Source organism: Aureicoccus marinus, assembly GCF_002954325.1.
Taxonomy (GTDB): Bacteria; Bacteroidota; Bacteroidia; order Flavobacteriales; family Flavobacteriaceae; genus Aureicoccus; species Aureicoccus marinus.
Genome location: NZ_MQVX01000001.1, coordinates 1,577,672 through 1,591,212 on the forward strand (window position 1 = coordinate 1,577,672; position 13,541 = coordinate 1,591,212).

At 45.0% G+C, this 13,541-nt stretch carries 15 protein-coding genes and 2 pseudogenes; 7 read left to right on the plus strand and 10 right to left on the minus strand.

What is annotated here, in order from left to right; translation table 11 throughout:
- Positions 1–27: 27 nt before the first annotated feature.
- From BST99_RS07330 to BST99_RS07375, 10 genes are all read right to left on the minus strand, one after another.
- On the minus strand, positions 28–918 hold the full coding sequence (locus BST99_RS07330; RefSeq protein WP_105001220.1) for a tyrosine-type recombinase/integrase: 891 nt from the start codon (positions 916–918) through the stop codon (positions 28–30).
- Between the two features lie 80 nt (positions 919–998).
- Positions 999–1,193: a 30S ribosomal protein S21 gene (gene rpsU, locus BST99_RS07335; protein ID WP_105001221.1), complete on the minus strand. Its 195-nt coding sequence runs from the start codon at positions 1,191–1,193 to the stop codon at positions 999–1,001.
- Positions 1,194–1,253: 60 nt separating this feature from the next.
- Positions 1,254–2,396: an acyl-CoA dehydrogenase family protein gene (locus BST99_RS07340; RefSeq protein ID WP_105002460.1), complete on the minus strand. Its 1,143-nt coding sequence runs from the start codon at positions 2,394–2,396 to the stop codon at positions 1,254–1,256.
- Positions 2,397–2,435: 39 nt separating this feature from the next.
- Positions 2,436–3,239 carry a ComEA family DNA-binding protein gene (locus tag BST99_RS07345; RefSeq protein WP_105001222.1) on the minus strand — a complete coding sequence of 268 codons (804 nt, stop codon included), beginning with the start codon at positions 3,237–3,239 and terminating at the stop codon, positions 2,436–2,438.
- 5 nt (positions 3,240–3,244) lie between these two features.
- On the minus strand, positions 3,245–4,861 hold the full coding sequence (locus BST99_RS07350; protein WP_105001223.1) for an alanine/glycine:cation symporter family protein: 1,617 nt from the start codon (positions 4,859–4,861) through the stop codon (positions 3,245–3,247).
- A 79-nt stretch (positions 4,862–4,940) separates the two neighbouring features.
- A complete protein-coding gene (locus tag BST99_RS07355; protein ID WP_105001224.1) occupies positions 4,941–5,948 on the minus strand; it encodes a potassium channel family protein in 1,008 nt (335 codons plus the stop codon).
- Between the two features lie 2 nt (positions 5,949–5,950).
- Positions 5,951–6,178, minus strand: a complete 228-nt coding sequence (locus BST99_RS07360) for a PspC domain-containing protein (RefSeq protein WP_105001225.1) — start codon at positions 6,176–6,178, stop codon at positions 5,951–5,953.
- 15 nt (positions 6,179–6,193) lie between these two features.
- Entirely contained in the window at positions 6,194–6,511 is a 318-nt protein-coding gene (locus BST99_RS07365; protein WP_105001226.1) for a rhodanese-like domain-containing protein, read from the minus strand.
- A gap of 81 nt (positions 6,512–6,592) precedes the next feature.
- A complete protein-coding gene (locus BST99_RS07370; protein WP_105001227.1) occupies positions 6,593–7,222 on the minus strand; it encodes a thioredoxin family protein in 630 nt (209 codons plus the stop codon).
- 19 nt (positions 7,223–7,241) lie between these two features.
- Complete coding sequence (locus BST99_RS07375) at positions 7,242–7,790, minus strand: TlpA disulfide reductase family protein (protein ID WP_105001228.1); 549 nt, start codon at positions 7,788–7,790, stop codon at positions 7,242–7,244.
- Between the two features lie 119 nt (positions 7,791–7,909).
- Here BST99_RS07375 and BST99_RS07380 point away from each other — a divergent pair, with 119 nt between their 5' ends.
- The 7 genes and pseudogenes from BST99_RS07380 (at position 7,910) to trpC (ending at position 13,541) form a co-directional block, all read left to right on the plus strand.
- Positions 7,910–8,365, plus strand: a complete 456-nt coding sequence (locus BST99_RS07380) for a MarR family winged helix-turn-helix transcriptional regulator (RefSeq protein WP_105001229.1) — start codon at positions 7,910–7,912, stop codon at positions 8,363–8,365.
- The gene (locus BST99_RS07385) at positions 8,362–8,994 is read left to right on the plus strand and encodes an NAD(P)H-dependent oxidoreductase (RefSeq protein WP_105001230.1); all 633 of its coding nucleotides are present in this window, start codon (positions 8,362–8,364) and stop codon (positions 8,992–8,994) included. Before BST99_RS07380 ends, BST99_RS07385 begins: the two co-directional genes overlap by 4 nt.
- Positions 8,995–9,018: 24 nt before the next feature.
- Positions 9,019–9,594, plus strand: coding sequence for a YceI family protein (locus BST99_RS07390; RefSeq protein WP_105001231.1), 576 nt, complete (start codon positions 9,019–9,021; stop codon positions 9,592–9,594).
- 165 nt (positions 9,595–9,759) lie between these two features.
- Positions 9,760–11,156, plus strand: a pseudogene (locus BST99_RS07395) (anthranilate synthase component I family protein).
- Position 11,157: 1 nt separating this feature from the next.
- Positions 11,158–11,735: pseudogene (locus BST99_RS07400) on the plus strand (anthranilate synthase component II).
- Between the two features lies 1 nt (position 11,736).
- Positions 11,737–12,738, plus strand: coding sequence for an anthranilate phosphoribosyltransferase (trpD, locus tag BST99_RS07405; protein ID WP_105001232.1), 1,002 nt, complete (start codon positions 11,737–11,739; stop codon positions 12,736–12,738).
- A 2-nt stretch (positions 12,739–12,740) separates the two neighbouring features.
- Positions 12,741–13,541 (plus strand): indole-3-glycerol phosphate synthase TrpC, encoded by an 801-nt coding sequence (gene trpC, locus BST99_RS07410; RefSeq protein WP_105001233.1) that lies wholly within the window; start codon positions 12,741–12,743, stop codon positions 13,539–13,541.

The following is a 13,541-nucleotide window of genomic DNA, read 5'->3' on the forward strand; positions in this document are numbered from 1 at the left end:
GACGCAAACAGGTTAAACATCGCGAGCTTATTTTTTCTCGCTTCTTGGGTGGGCGGCTTGATGGACCTTTTTGAGTTCCTCTATACTGCTGTGGGTATACACCTGCGTACTGGCCAATGACGCATGCCCCAACAATTCTTTTACGGAATTCAGGTCCGCACCCCGGTTGAGTAAGTGAGTTGCAAAGGTGTGTCTCAGGATGTGAGGACTCTTTTTAACCTTTGTTGAAACTTCTTGAAGATACTTATTTATGGTACGATAAACAAATGTTGGATACAGAGGTTTACCCTTGTCGGTCCTTAAAAGCGGGGCCTGTGGTGATCGGTCGGCCTCTAAGGGCATATCCTCCAAATACGCCTTCAACATCTCTTGAATCTCTGGCAATACAGGCAAGAAACGCTCCTTGTTCCCCTTCCCCTGAATCCGTAGAATTCGTTTTGATCGATCCCAGTCCGCAAGGCGCAGTCCAATGAGCTCTTTCCGTCTCATTCCGGTGCTGTATAAGAGTTCGATCATCAATTGATCTCTTCTACCGGGCATAGTATCCTCGAAACGCATTGCATCCAGCAACTCCTCCATCTCTTTTTCGGATAGCGGGAGGGCAAAATCGGATTGCACCTTTAAACTGCGATGCGCGCCCAGGGGGTTCCCTTTGCGCTGCCCCACCCGCTCCAGATAGCCATAGAAGGTTTTCAGAGAAGAAAGCTTGCGGTTAATGCTTCGGTTGGTATGGGTAGCCGCTAAATGAGCGATCCAGTGCCTTATAGAAGAATAGGTTGAATGAACCAAATCCACTTGAGGGTGCTCCTGTTGCAGAAAGGATTCAAACTGAGCTATATCACGCCCGTAAGCGCGTCGGGTATGTTCCGAGTAGTTCTTTTCGTATTGGAGGTACTCCAAAAATGACTTGATCTCCATGGGGCTAAGCTCTACTTGAAATTAGGGCAAAAAAAAATCCTGTCAAAAGACAGGATTAATATTAATTCGTGCGCTCTGCGCTATAGTTCTTCGGCGTCGCGTAGACCCTGAATATACTGAGCTTTCTGAATTTCAGCTCTACGGCGAACAGAAGGCTTGGTAAACTGTTGTCTAGTTCTCAATTGGCGCATAGTTCCAGTACGGTCAAACTTTCGCTTGTAACGCTTGAGCGCTCTATCAATATTTTCTCCTTCTTTTACGGGTATTATCAGCATAAACTACAACCTCCTTTCTTTAGTATTGGGGCGCAAATATACAATCTTTTTTCAAGGACTCTACTTCTTGAGGATATTTTTTGAGATGACTACTTTTTGGATTTCGGTAGTCCCTTCCCCTATAGTACATAATTTTGAATCTCGGTAGAATTTTTCGACCGGAAACTCCTTCGTATACCCGTATCCACCGTGAATCTGGATAGCCTCGTTGGCAATATCTACACAGACCTCAGAAGCGTACATTTTACACATAGCACTCTCTTTGGTCATACGTCGGCCTGCATTCTTTAAAAAGGCCGCCTTGTGCAGCAACAGCTCAGAGGCCTCGATCTGTGTGGCCATATCAGCTAGCTTAAAGGAAATCCCCTGAAAACTACTGATTGGTCTTCCGAATTGCTCTCTTTCTTGGGCATACTTTAGGGAAGCTTCATAGGCCCCTTTCGAAATTCCCAAGGACAAAGCCCCAATAGAAATACGGCCTCCATCCAAAATTTTCATGGACTGAATGAAGCCGTCCCCTATCTCTCCCAAGAGGTTCTCGTCTGGAAGGAAACAATTATCAAATATGAGTTCGGCTGTTTCACTGGCGCGCATACCCAATTTATCTTCTTTTTTACCACTGCTAAAGCCCGGGGTACCGCGCTCCACAACAAAAGCACTCATGCCATGACTATCGCCTTTTTCCCCTGTCCGTGCAATCACGACCGCAATTTGGCCACTCTTGCCGTGCGTGATAAAGTTCTTGGCTCCATTAAGCTTCCAACCACCCTCCGTTTTAACCGCAGTGGTATTCATCCCACCTGCATCAGATCCTGTATTGTGTTCGGTCAAACCCCAAGCACCAATCCACTCCCCTGAGGCCAATTTTGGAATCCACTTGGCCTTTTGCTCATCGTTTCCAAAAGAGAGAATGTGGTTTGTACACAAAGAATTGTGCGCTGCAACAGAAAGCCCTATGGAAGGATCCACCTTAGAAATCTCTTCTATAATTGCGATGTACTCGTGATACCCCAATCCCGAACCTCCTAGTTCCTCTGGCACTAAAACACCCATAAAACCCATTTCGCCAGCCTTTCTCAAAACATCAACCGGCAGGTGTTGTTTCTCATCCCATTCCATTATGTGTGGACGGATGTATTGCTCAGCAAAATCACGGGCCGATTGGGCAACCATTTGCTGGGTTTCAGTATAATCAAACTGCATGGAAGTCATCGTTTCAGATATCATACAACGAGAGTGAAATTAGAAATACAAATATAACTTTATCTTGTTAAACTTTTTGTCAGAAACATCCAACAAAACTCTTAAATCTTCCTTTTCAAGAGGGGCGCCTTTTAGTTCGCGATGCAAAATTAAACGTTTTACCTGATCGGAGGATAAATAGGGGTGTTTCTCGAGTTCCAACTGATTCTCTGCATCCACTTGCATCCTAATAGGTGTAAAATCAGCCACAACCCTATAACGTTCCTTCAATCGGCTGATTATAACTGCCGTCAATCCGTACACCTCCGCGAGTTGATCGATATGAACATATCCTCCAAGCAAGGCCCGGTATGCTACAATTCTTTTGGATAAAACCGGACCTATTCCATAAGTCCCTTCCAAATCTTGGGCCGTAACCCGGTTCAGGTCCTTCTTAGTAAAAGAACGTCCTTGGCGTCTTTTTCGCATCCTCGCTTCTCCCACAAACTGTAATCGACCTTCCCAATGATTTTTCATTGAGTCATTTACATGAAGGTCACTCACCAGAATTTCTAAATTTTTAAAATAATAACCTTGACCACGGAGGTATCGGTAGCGACGGAGCGCCTTTAAGGACATCCCCAACTGGTAAGCGTCAAAATCACTGAGGTAGTTGGCATTGTAGACTATATTTTCTACCGGCGAACCATGAGCCTTAGGCTGAAGTATTTCCCTCTTGGGGGCCCAATTTGATGGAAAAATATGCGGCCCAAGTCCTTGAACGCAAACCACAATCAGGGCCAAAAAAAAAGACCCGCTTCGGTCCGATCTAGTGAACTCAAAACGGGGCTTTCGATAGTTCATAAAAGTTATTCCTTCACACCCCTTACAGCAGAAAGGTATTTATTGAGTTCTTCACGAACTTTCGGGAACAACAAGAGTAAACCAATCATATTCGGGAATACGAGAGCCAGAATCATTGCATCGGAAAACTTGATTACGGCATCAAGAGTCGCTCCTGCTCCAATGATTACAAAGAGTAGGAAAAGTACTTTGTAAACAATATCCGCTGTGCGACCACGTCCGAACAAGAACTTCCAAGACTGCAAACCGTAATAAGACCAGGAGATCATGGTCGAGAAAGCAAACAGAATAATGGCAATCGTCAAGACGTAACGGAAACCTGGAATAACACTATCGTAAGCCATAGAAGTTAAATCTACACCTCCAATATACTGTTGGGTTTCGTTGATTAACACCGTAGATCCTTGACCACTACCGTAGTTAAAGGCACCAGCATCCATATTAAAGAAAATGATAACCAGTGCGGTCATGGTACAAACAACAACCGTGTCGATAAACGGCTCCATTAGAGCAACAATTCCTTCACTAGCAGGGTATTTGGTTTTAACCGCTGAGTGAGCAATCGCCGCAGAACCGGCACCAGCTTCGTTTGAGAAGGCCGCTCGTTGGAAACCAACGATGATAACACCAATGATTCCACCGACTCCGGCTTCAGGCGTAAAGGCGCCAGAGAAAATCATCCCGATCGCATCACCGATGTATTCGATGTTAGCAAAGATGATCACCAAGGAAGCCAGGACATAAATAACGGCCATAAACGGAACAATTTTTTCCGTTACACTAGCGATCTTCTTAATCCCTCCAATAATAACAATCCCTACCAAAACAGCCAGGATCACACCGATAATTACACCCGTTGCTCCACCTTCAATTCCGGTCATGGAAGAGATTTGTACGGCAGCCTGGTTTGACTGAAAGGCATTCCCTCCACCAAAGGATGCTCCGACACAGAGAATCGCAAAAATAACCGCAAGCACTTTACCGAGACCGGCCATATTTCTTTCTTGAAGACCACGCTTTAGGTAATACATCGGACCTCCATAAACCACTCCGTTCTCATCTACATCACGGTATTTCACACCAAGCGTACATTCGACAAACTTGGAAGACATCCCAATAAGACCACATACAATCATCCAGAAAGTAGCCCCCGGTCCACCCAAAGCGATGGCCACGGCAACCCCTGCGATATTACCCAAACCTACTGTACCGGAAACGGCAGTAGCCAGGGCCTGAAAGTGACTAACTTCCCCTTCCTGGGATTCGTCACGGATGGTATCAGGAATATCTCCATCAACCACGTTAATTTGTGTCTTTTCAACCCCATGACCTCCTTCGAGCTCATCGTACTTCCCGCGAACGGTATTGATCGCTGTAGGGAACAAACGAATGTTCGGAAATTTGAAGGCAATGGTAAAAAAGGTCGCCCCTGCAATCAAAAGCAAAAGGACTACGGGTATATCATAACCTGCAATCGGCACAGAAGTAAGTACCAATCCCTCCCACCAAGTGGCAAAAGGCATAAAAGCATCATTGACCTTTTCGTCAAGGCCTTTGTCTTGTGCAAAAATCAAAGTTGGAAATAAAAAAAGTAGAGAGTAAAGCAGTTTGCTCTTCTTCATAATCGTTAGCTAAATATTAAGTCAGGGGCCCAATATCCTAAAAAAAAACGGGGTTTCAAACTTTAAAATCTGATTTGAATCAATCCTCGCGGAACATTTTATTGAGCTTTTCTATTTGGTCTGGACGGCCTAAAACAATGACCTTCCCCTTGGTTTCAAGCATTTGATCGGCTTCAGGATTAATGATGTATTCACCGCTGGGTGAGATGTATCCGATAATTGTACATCCCGTACGGTTTCTTAGGTCCAAATCCCGGATTGTGTTGCAGACAATTTGATCGGCGAATTCGGCAATTTCTACCTCCTCCAGGTTCGTAGTGTTCTTCCCTTCTATCGACAACTTATCCATAAACGTAATCAAATCGGGCATGACCACGAGACAGGCCATATGATCCCCTCCGAGTTTATCCGGCATGATTACTTGGTCAGCTCCGGCGAATTCCAATTTACGAATGGAACTCTGCTGGGAAGCCCGACTGATAATGAAAAGACCTTCGTTCAATTGGCGGGCGGTCAGTACGATAAACAAGTTAATGGCATCATCCGGCACAGCAGTGATTAGGTAGCGCGCTTCGCTCAAACCAGCACTCAGAAGGACTTCGTCTTCATTGGCATCTCCTTCAATAAAAAGCACCTCATCCTGAAAACGTTCAATCACCTCTCTGTCCTTTTCGATTACGACGTAAGGCTGGTTGTATGCATTGAGTTTTTGCACCGCCTGCTGCCCATTTCTTCCGTATCCACAAACAATCACGTGACCGGATAAATTTTGAATGATTTTCTTCACTTTTCGTTTTCTTAAGGATTGTAATGCGTTGCGCTCCAACAAGTACTCCGTGATGACCGTAATAGCGTATCCAAAAATGAATACACTGGTGATGATCAAAAATACAGTAAACAGTTTGGCGGTCGTATCCAGGGGTCTCACTTCCGCAAAACCTACCGTAGTGACCGTAATGATGGTCATGTAAAGAGACTCCACCCAACTGAAATCCGAAAGCAGTTTATACCCAACCATTCCCAACAGCAAGACCCCGATCATGAGACTCAGGGCAACAGCAATTTTGGTTCTGAACAGTTTAAACATACCTAGAGGTCAAAGACTGAAGTTCTTTTGGTGTATAGCAAGTCCTTTATTTTTAACCAGAAAGCCAAAAATAAATAGAGGGCAAAACCAAAACCCAGAGTGACGAAGGTGAGGTAAATAAAGGAAGTTCGGACTACTCGAGCTCGAATACCCCAACGCTCCGCTATACGCCGACAGACTTCAAATCCGCGTTTTTGGAAAAAGTAGAGCAGTTCGTATCTCTTGGCCATAGCAGCCGTTTTGGTTTAGTCCTTCTGAACGAGGGGTCCCTGCCATTCCATAACACCCCCTCTTAGGTTGTAGGTTTTTTCGAAACCCTTAGAATTCATGATGGCACAAGCTTGACCGCTGCGGTTTCCAGATCGGCAGTATACATAGTAGGATTTGCTGGAATCCAATTCGTCTAGAGCATCCAGAAAGGCCTGTCCTCCATAAATATCAATATGGATAGCCCCTTCAATGATACCTTCAGCGACTTCTTCATCCGTGCGCACATCCAGTATTACAGCATCTACATCCTTTTCTTTCTGTTCAATCCATTCTGATTGTGAAAGATCTATCATAACATCCTCTTTAAGGACTCAAAAATAACATCTGTTCGCCGGAAAGCGAAAGCGAAACGCAAAAATCGGACGGATCGAAATCTAGGACTTGATCGAGCAACCAATGGCTCTGGTCGTTTTAATTTTTACCTCTTTACCGGTAAGCAGAGCATCAACAGCCAATTCAACGAATTTCTCCTCGACTTGAGTAGCGTCCTGGTAATTGTCATCAATCGCACCAATGTATTCGACTTTGTTGCCTTCTGTGGTTTTCTGAAGAAGGTAAACATGGGGGGTACGGGTTGCCCCATACTTCGGGTAGACTGTTTGACCCTTATCCAGTAGATAGGGGAAAGTGAAGCCTTTTTCTGCCGCGCGGACCTTCATGGCAGCAAAATTATCTGCCGGCTTGATTTCGGGATTATTGGGATTAATCGCAAGCACCGGATAGCCCTTGGTTTTGTACTTTTTATCTAAGGCAATAATACGGTCCTCATAAGCCACAGCATAAGGACAACTGTTGCAGGTGAAAATGACCAAAAAACCTTTCGCATCGGGGTAGTCAGCCAGAGAAACCATTTTTCCATCAATCCCCGGAAGTGAAAAATCTTCTGCGATATCTCCAACTTTATACCCGGCAGCAACCTCCTCGGTGTCGGCTGTAAATCCCAGTAGCGCAAAAATAAAAACAGGGACAAGCAATAAGGCGTAAATTGATTTCTGGTTTTTCATAATGTCTTGGTTTTGTGGGTTACTTTGATTGATGTATTTCCAAGAAGGCCGTAAGGAGCTCTTCTTTGCTAAATCCTTGTTCGTAAAACTGACGCTCATCTCCCTTGTAAATCAGGGTAGCCGGTATACCGCCTCCCCATTCTTCATCCACCAGAGGGATCCAAGTATTCTGCTTAGGGTCATCCAGAATAACCACTTTAGAACTCAATTGTCGTTTTTCCAAAAAGGGCAATAGACGATTTTCCCAAGCTCTCTTCATATCCAAGTCTACCAAGATTACAGAGACCTTTTCCTCCGAATAGTTCTTGCCCAGGTCTTCGAAATAAGGCAACTCAGCGACACAGGGTTCACACCAAGTTGCCCAAAAATTTACAATATATGTGGTGTCGTTATTTTGTTCTAGAAATGGCTGCAGACCCTTGAAATCATAAATCGGATATTTTCCGCCTAAAAGATCGGTCACCTCCTGCACCTCATTGGTCACATCAGGTTGAACTTCTTTCTTCTTTTGCTCTTTGCATGCCGCCATAAAAAGCAGCACCACAAGGGGGAATAGCGTCTTTTTCATTAGGCTTAAAGGTAATGATTGGTAGGACTGATTTAAAATTTTAACACATCTTTTGGATTTGCAAACGTAAGGATGTCAAGAAGTCAATGTATATTTGTATATACAATTATTGTAGAAACATGAATGTTGAAAAGCACATACAAACCTCTTCCGAGCTCAGGACCACAACCAGGAGTATTATCCATTTGACCTTGGTTCACCACCGCATTCAAGAAGAATTACAGGCAGCCCTTAAGCCCTTTGAAGTTTCCCTTCAGCAATTCAATGTTTTACGTATTCTACGAGGACGTAGAGGAGAACCCGCCAATATGTTTACGATTAATGACCGAATGGTCACCAAGATGAGTAATACAACGCGATTGGTCGATAAACTTATGGCCAAAGGATATGTCTCTCGTCAGACCTGCCCGAGCAATCGCCGAAAGGTCGAAATCGACATTACCCCTAAGGGTCGCGATATACTCCTTAAAATGGATAAATCCGTTGCAGAATCAGAAAGCCACCTGCTCAATGCTTTAAATCAAGAAGAGCTCAAACAACTCAATATTCTTTTAGACAAAATCAAAGTAAAGTGAAAGACGTACTTAGTGTAAGAAACTGGCGCTACGCCACGAAAAAATTCGATGCTGATAAAAAGGCTTCACAAGAAGAAATCGACCAACTGCTCGAAGCGATTCGCTTAAGTGCTTCTAGCTATGGTCTACAGCCCTACCAGGTATACCTGATTGAAACACCGGAAATAAGACAAGAGCTTCAGCCTCATTCCTGGAATCAATCTCAAATTACCCAGGCCTCTCATCTTTTGGTCTTTGCCAGTTGCACGGACTTCGATGATCAATTGATTGACAATTATTTGGACCAAATCAGTGAGGTCCGCGGTATCGAAAAAGAACAACTCGAAGGCTATGGCAACTTTATGAAACAAACCCTGGGCCCCTGGCCGGCCGATCGCAAGGCTGACTGGTGTGCTCGCCAAGCTTATATCGCTTTAGGGAACGGGCTGCAGGCTGCAGCTGAACTGGGGTTAGACACCTGCCCTATTGAAGGGTTTGTTCCTGCTGAGTACAACCGTATTCTAAAACTAGACGAAAAACGATTAACGGCTTGCGTGGTGATGGCCGTTGGATACCGTTCCGAAGAAGATGCCAACCAGCATCTTAAAAAAGTTCGGAACCCTAAAGATGATTTTATCACCTCTATCTAAAATTTAATTCTAACATTTTCAATCATGAAAAAAACCCTCATTGCCGCTGTTTTCTCTCTACTCATGGGAGGGTACAGCTTTGCCAACACTATAGACGGCGACAAAAAAGAAGTAAAAACCTCCTCCAGCACTTTGACTTGGAAAGGCTACAAGGTTACTGGCTCTCACACTGGTACTATTGGAATCCAATCAGGTCACCTCGAATTTGACGGTGAAAAATTGGTGGGTGGAGAATTCGTTGTCAACATGACATCTCTTGTCGCTACTGATTTGACTGGTGGTGGAAAAACCAAATTAGAAGGCCACTTGAAATCAGATGATTTCTTTGGAGTAGAAAAATTTCCTACCGCTAAATTGGTTTTCACCGGTGTTAAGTCCGCTGGTAAAAATGCCTACGAAGTAACGGGAGACCTGACCATCAAAGGAATCACCAAGGCCGTTACTTTTGAAGTAGCCGTTTTTGGAAGCAAGGCAACTGCCGATCTGACGATTGACCGTTCTCAGTTTGATGTACGTTATGGCTCAGGTAGTTTCTTTGACAACCTAGGCGATAAAACCATCTACGACGATTTTAAAATCGTTGCGGATTTGGAATTCTAAAATTCGTTTTGGGATATACGTTCTCCTGAACTATATTTGGGATATGATTTGTTCACAAACGAATAATAATTGGTGGAGTCTCGCGAACGTAAGATCGTGAGAAAAACCTTTATCCATAATATTAAGAGGCTTGTCATCACGACAAGCCTTTTTTCTTTTTTAAGAATGAAAAAATACAAGCTTAACACCCACTACAAAAAAATTTTGGCAGACACCCTCACGCCAGTGAGTGTTTACCTAAAAATTCGGGATCAGTACCCCAACAGCCTCTTGCTCGAGAGCAGTGACTACCACGCGAACGACAACAGTTTTTCGTATATCTGTTGCGACCCCATCGCCTACTTCAGGCTGGATGGTGATACAATCAAACGCAAGTACCCAGACGGAAGTAGGGAAGAAACCGCCTTAGCGGACCAAGATCTCACTGTTTTATTACAGGACTTTTCCAAGCAATTTGAAACCGACTCCCTTGGCTTTGCTTTTGCTCACAACGGCTTATTCGGTTATATGACCTACGATACCGTAAAGCATTTTGAAAAAGTCGATATCAAACGCAAGGATTCGGAAACTGCGATTCCCGAGTTGCACTATGCGGTGTACAGCAAAATCATTGCCATTAATCATTTCAAGAATGAAGCCTATCTCTTCTCTCATCAGCAAGACGAAGGAGATCATCTGCAAGAGATGGAGCAATTGCTCAACAACCGAAACTTTGCCTCTTATCCTTTTGAGCGGGTAGGCGAAAAAGTGTGCAATATTTTAGACGAAGAGTACAAAGAACTGGTCAGAAAGGCGCAGGCGCATTGTGCCCGCGGAGATGTTTTCCAATTGGTTCTTTCGCGGCGTTTTCAACAGGAATTCAAAGGGGACGAATTCAATGTTTACCGTGCATTGAGAAGCATCAACCCCTCCCCTTACCTGTTCTACTTTGATTATACGGATTTCAAAATCCTGGGGTCTTCACCGGAGGCCCAATTAGTCGTAAAAAATGGCATTGCCGAAATCCACCCTATTGCAGGAACCTACAAACGAACCGGGAACGACCAGAAAGATGCAGAACTGGCCTTACAACTTGCTCAGGACGAAAAAGAAAACAGCGAGCATGTTATGCTGGTTGATTTGGCACGCAACGATTTAAGTCGAAACGGCCATGCCGTGGAAGTGAACACCTACCGCGAAGTACAGTACTTCTCTCATGTTATCCACCTGGTTTCCAAGGTAACCGGAACCAAAAACAAAGACAGCCATACCCTCCAATTGGTGGCAGATACTTTTCCGGCGGGGACCTTAGTGGGGCACCCAAGCCGAAAGCTCTCGAGCTTATTGAGCGCTACGAACCTACTCAAAGGGGGTACTATGGAGGTGCTATTGGATTCATGGATTTTGAAGGAAACTTTAACCACGCCATCATGATTCGAACCTTCCTCAGCAAAAACCACACCCTCTATTTTCAAGCAGGAGCTGGACTTGTAGCAGCTTCCGATCCAGAAAGTGAATTACAAGAGACCTACAACAAACTCGGAGCCTTGCAGAAGGCACTAGAAATCGCAGAAGAGCTTTAGGATGAAACGAAGAATTCTCATGATCGACAACTACGACAGTTTTGTCTACAACCTGGTTCACTACCTCAATGAATTGGGCTGTGAAGTCGTGGTACGTCGCAATGATCAAGTCGATATGAAAATGCTTTCGGAGTTTAGCGAAATCGTCTTATCTCCAGGTCCGGGAATTCCAGACGAGGCTGGAAAAATGAAAGCTCTAATTGAACAATGCGCTCCTACCCACCGTATCCTTGGTGTCTGTCTTGGGCACCAGGCCATCGCAGAGGTATTTGGGGCAAAACTCACCAATTTACCACACGTGTTTCACGGCATTGCCACTCCGATTCAGGTGGTGGCTCCTGAGCCTTATTTGAAGGATTGGGAAGTGAATTTGAAGTCGGTCGCTACCACTCTTGGGTGGTGGATCCCAATAACCTGCCCGATAGTCTTAAGGTTACCGCCGAAGATGCTGAAGGGCAAATCATGGCGATTCGACACCAGGAATACGATCTGTGTTCAGTACAATTTCACCCGGAATCGGTATTAACCCCGAATGGAAAGCAAATGCTTCAAAATTGGTTAAACGCAAGTAAAAAATAAGATGAAAGAGATTCTCAATAAACTCATACACCACGAATACCTCAGCAGGGAAGACGCACAGGAAGTACTAACCTCCATGGCAGAGGGTAAATACAACCAGAGTCAGATGGCCGCCTTTATGACGGTTTATATGATGCGAAGTATTTCTATTGAAGAATTGGAAGGCTTTCGAAATGCCCTTCTTCAATTGTGTAAAGCCGTAGACTTGAAGGAGTTCAATCCCATCGATCTTTGCGGAACAGGGGGCGATGGAAAGGACACCTTCAACATTTCGACCCTGGCCTCCTTTGTTACCGCTGGCGCTGGGGTTAAGGTGGCCAAACACGGCAACTACGGTGTTTCTTCTCGTTGTGGGAGCAGCAATGTGATGGAGCACTTGGGCATTCGTTTTACCAACGAAGAGGACTTCCTTAAACGCAGCCTTGACCAGGCCGGCATTTGCATTCTGCACGCCCCTCTTTTTCATCCAGCGATGAAAACCGTTGCGCCTATTCGCAAAGAACTGGCTGTAAAGACCTTCTTTAATATGCTTGGTCCCATGGTAAATCCCGCCTTTCCAAACTACCAATTGGTTGGAGTATTCGATCTTGAGCTGGCAAGACTATATGGTTACCTCTACCAAAATACGGACAAACGCTTTACCGTGGTTCACGCCTTGGACGGCTATGACGAGGTCTCCCTTACGGGTTCTGTAAAAACGATCACCCATGAACGGGAAGGTATTTTGAGTCCTTCCGATTTTGGTTTGAATCAGTTGTCCGCTGATGAAATTAAAGGAGGGGAAGAGGTTGCCGACTCAGCGGAGCTCTTTGTCAAAATTCTCGAGGGGGAAGGCACATCGCCTCAAAAACAGGTGGTTTGTGCCAATGCCGCTTTGGCCATTCAAACCGTCGAAGGAGGATCCTTGTTAGACGCTCGTACAAAAGCCGAGGAATCCCTGGCCTCCGGTGCTGCCCTTAAGGCTTTTAAAACACTACAGAACCTAAGTCAGAAAAGCACTTAAATATGAGGTATCCCGACACTATTCTCGGAAAAATAGTCGCTGATAAAGAAAGAGAAATCGCTTCTAAAAAGTCCTTGATTTCTTTGACCTCTTTACGCGATCGTCCGCTGTATCAGCGCCCAAGGGTCTCGGTGGTGGAAGCCTTTAAAGCCCAAGCCGGAATTATTGCCGAACACAAACGCCGTTCTCCTTCCCGCCCTTCCATCAACCAGGGCTTGAGTGTACAGGAAGTGGCTGCAGGGTACGAAAAAGCTGGGGCACGGGCATTATCCGTTCTAACCGACGGCAAATACTTTGGCGGAAGTTTAGAGGATCTACTCCTGGCCCGCGCGAGCTGTTCCCTTCCTCTCTTGCGAAAAGACTTTGTAGTGGACACCTATCAAATTACCGAAGCGAAGGCCTATGGTGCCGACTTTGTCTTACTGATCGGCAGTGTATTGGAGCACCACGAAATCAACGAATTCGCAGCTTATGCACAAGAAGAAGACATGGAAGTTCTACTAGAAATTCACCAAGAAGACGAACTGCCTGCTGATCTTCATCCAGGTATTGGTCTGGTGGGGGTGAACAACCGGGACCTTCGAACCTTTGAGGTGAGTCTGGAGACCAGTAAGCGGCTTTCAAAACTTATCCCCAATAACCGCATTTGTATTTCTGAAAGTGGATTGTCCAGTAAAGAAGAAATTGACGATCTCGCGAGTCATGGCTTTCGGGGCTTTTTAATCGGTGAAGGCCTGATGAAAAACCAGGCTCCTGGAGAACGACTGCGGCAATTGATTCAAGAATCCAAAAGCCTATCGTAA

Coding starts and splice junctions, on each gene's coding strand:
- BST99_RS07370 (WP_105001227.1), bottom strand. CDS start 7,222: ATGAAAAACCAGAAATCAATTTACGCCTTATTGCTTGTCCCTGTTTTT.
- BST99_RS07360 (WP_105001225.1), bottom strand. CDS start 6,178: ATGGCCAAGAGATACGAACTGCTCTACTTTTTCCAAAAACGCGGATTT.
- trpD (WP_105001232.1), top strand. CDS start 11,737: ATGAAAGAGATTCTCAATAAACTCATACACCACGAATACCTCAGCAGG.
- BST99_RS07350 (WP_105001223.1), bottom strand. CDS start 4,861: ATGAAGAAGAGCAAACTGCTTTACTCTCTACTTTTTTTATTTCCAACT.
- trpC (WP_105001233.1), top strand. CDS start 12,741: ATGAGGTATCCCGACACTATTCTCGGAAAAATAGTCGCTGATAAAGAA.
- BST99_RS07330 (WP_105001220.1), bottom strand. CDS start 918: ATGGAGATCAAGTCATTTTTGGAGTACCTCCAATACGAAAAGAACTAC.
- BST99_RS07375 (WP_105001228.1), bottom strand. CDS start 7,790: ATGAAAAAGACGCTATTCCCCCTTGTGGTGCTGCTTTTTATGGCGGCA.
- rpsU (WP_105001221.1), bottom strand. CDS start 1,193: ATGCTGATAATACCCGTAAAAGAAGGAGAAAATATTGATAGAGCGCTC.
- BST99_RS07340 (WP_105002460.1), bottom strand. CDS start 2,396: ATGCAGTTTGATTATACTGAAACCCAGCAAATGGTTGCCCAATCGGCC.
- BST99_RS07365 (WP_105001226.1), bottom strand. CDS start 6,511: ATGATAGATCTTTCACAATCAGAATGGATTGAACAGAAAGAAAAGGAT.
- BST99_RS07390 (WP_105001231.1), top strand. CDS start 9,019: ATGAAAAAAACCCTCATTGCCGCTGTTTTCTCTCTACTCATGGGAGGG.
- BST99_RS07380 (WP_105001229.1), top strand. CDS start 7,910: ATGAATGTTGAAAAGCACATACAAACCTCTTCCGAGCTCAGGACCACA.
- BST99_RS07355 (WP_105001224.1), bottom strand. CDS start 5,948: ATGTTTAAACTGTTCAGAACCAAAATTGCTGTTGCCCTGAGTCTCATG.
- BST99_RS07345 (WP_105001222.1), bottom strand. CDS start 3,239: ATGAACTATCGAAAGCCCCGTTTTGAGTTCACTAGATCGGACCGAAGC.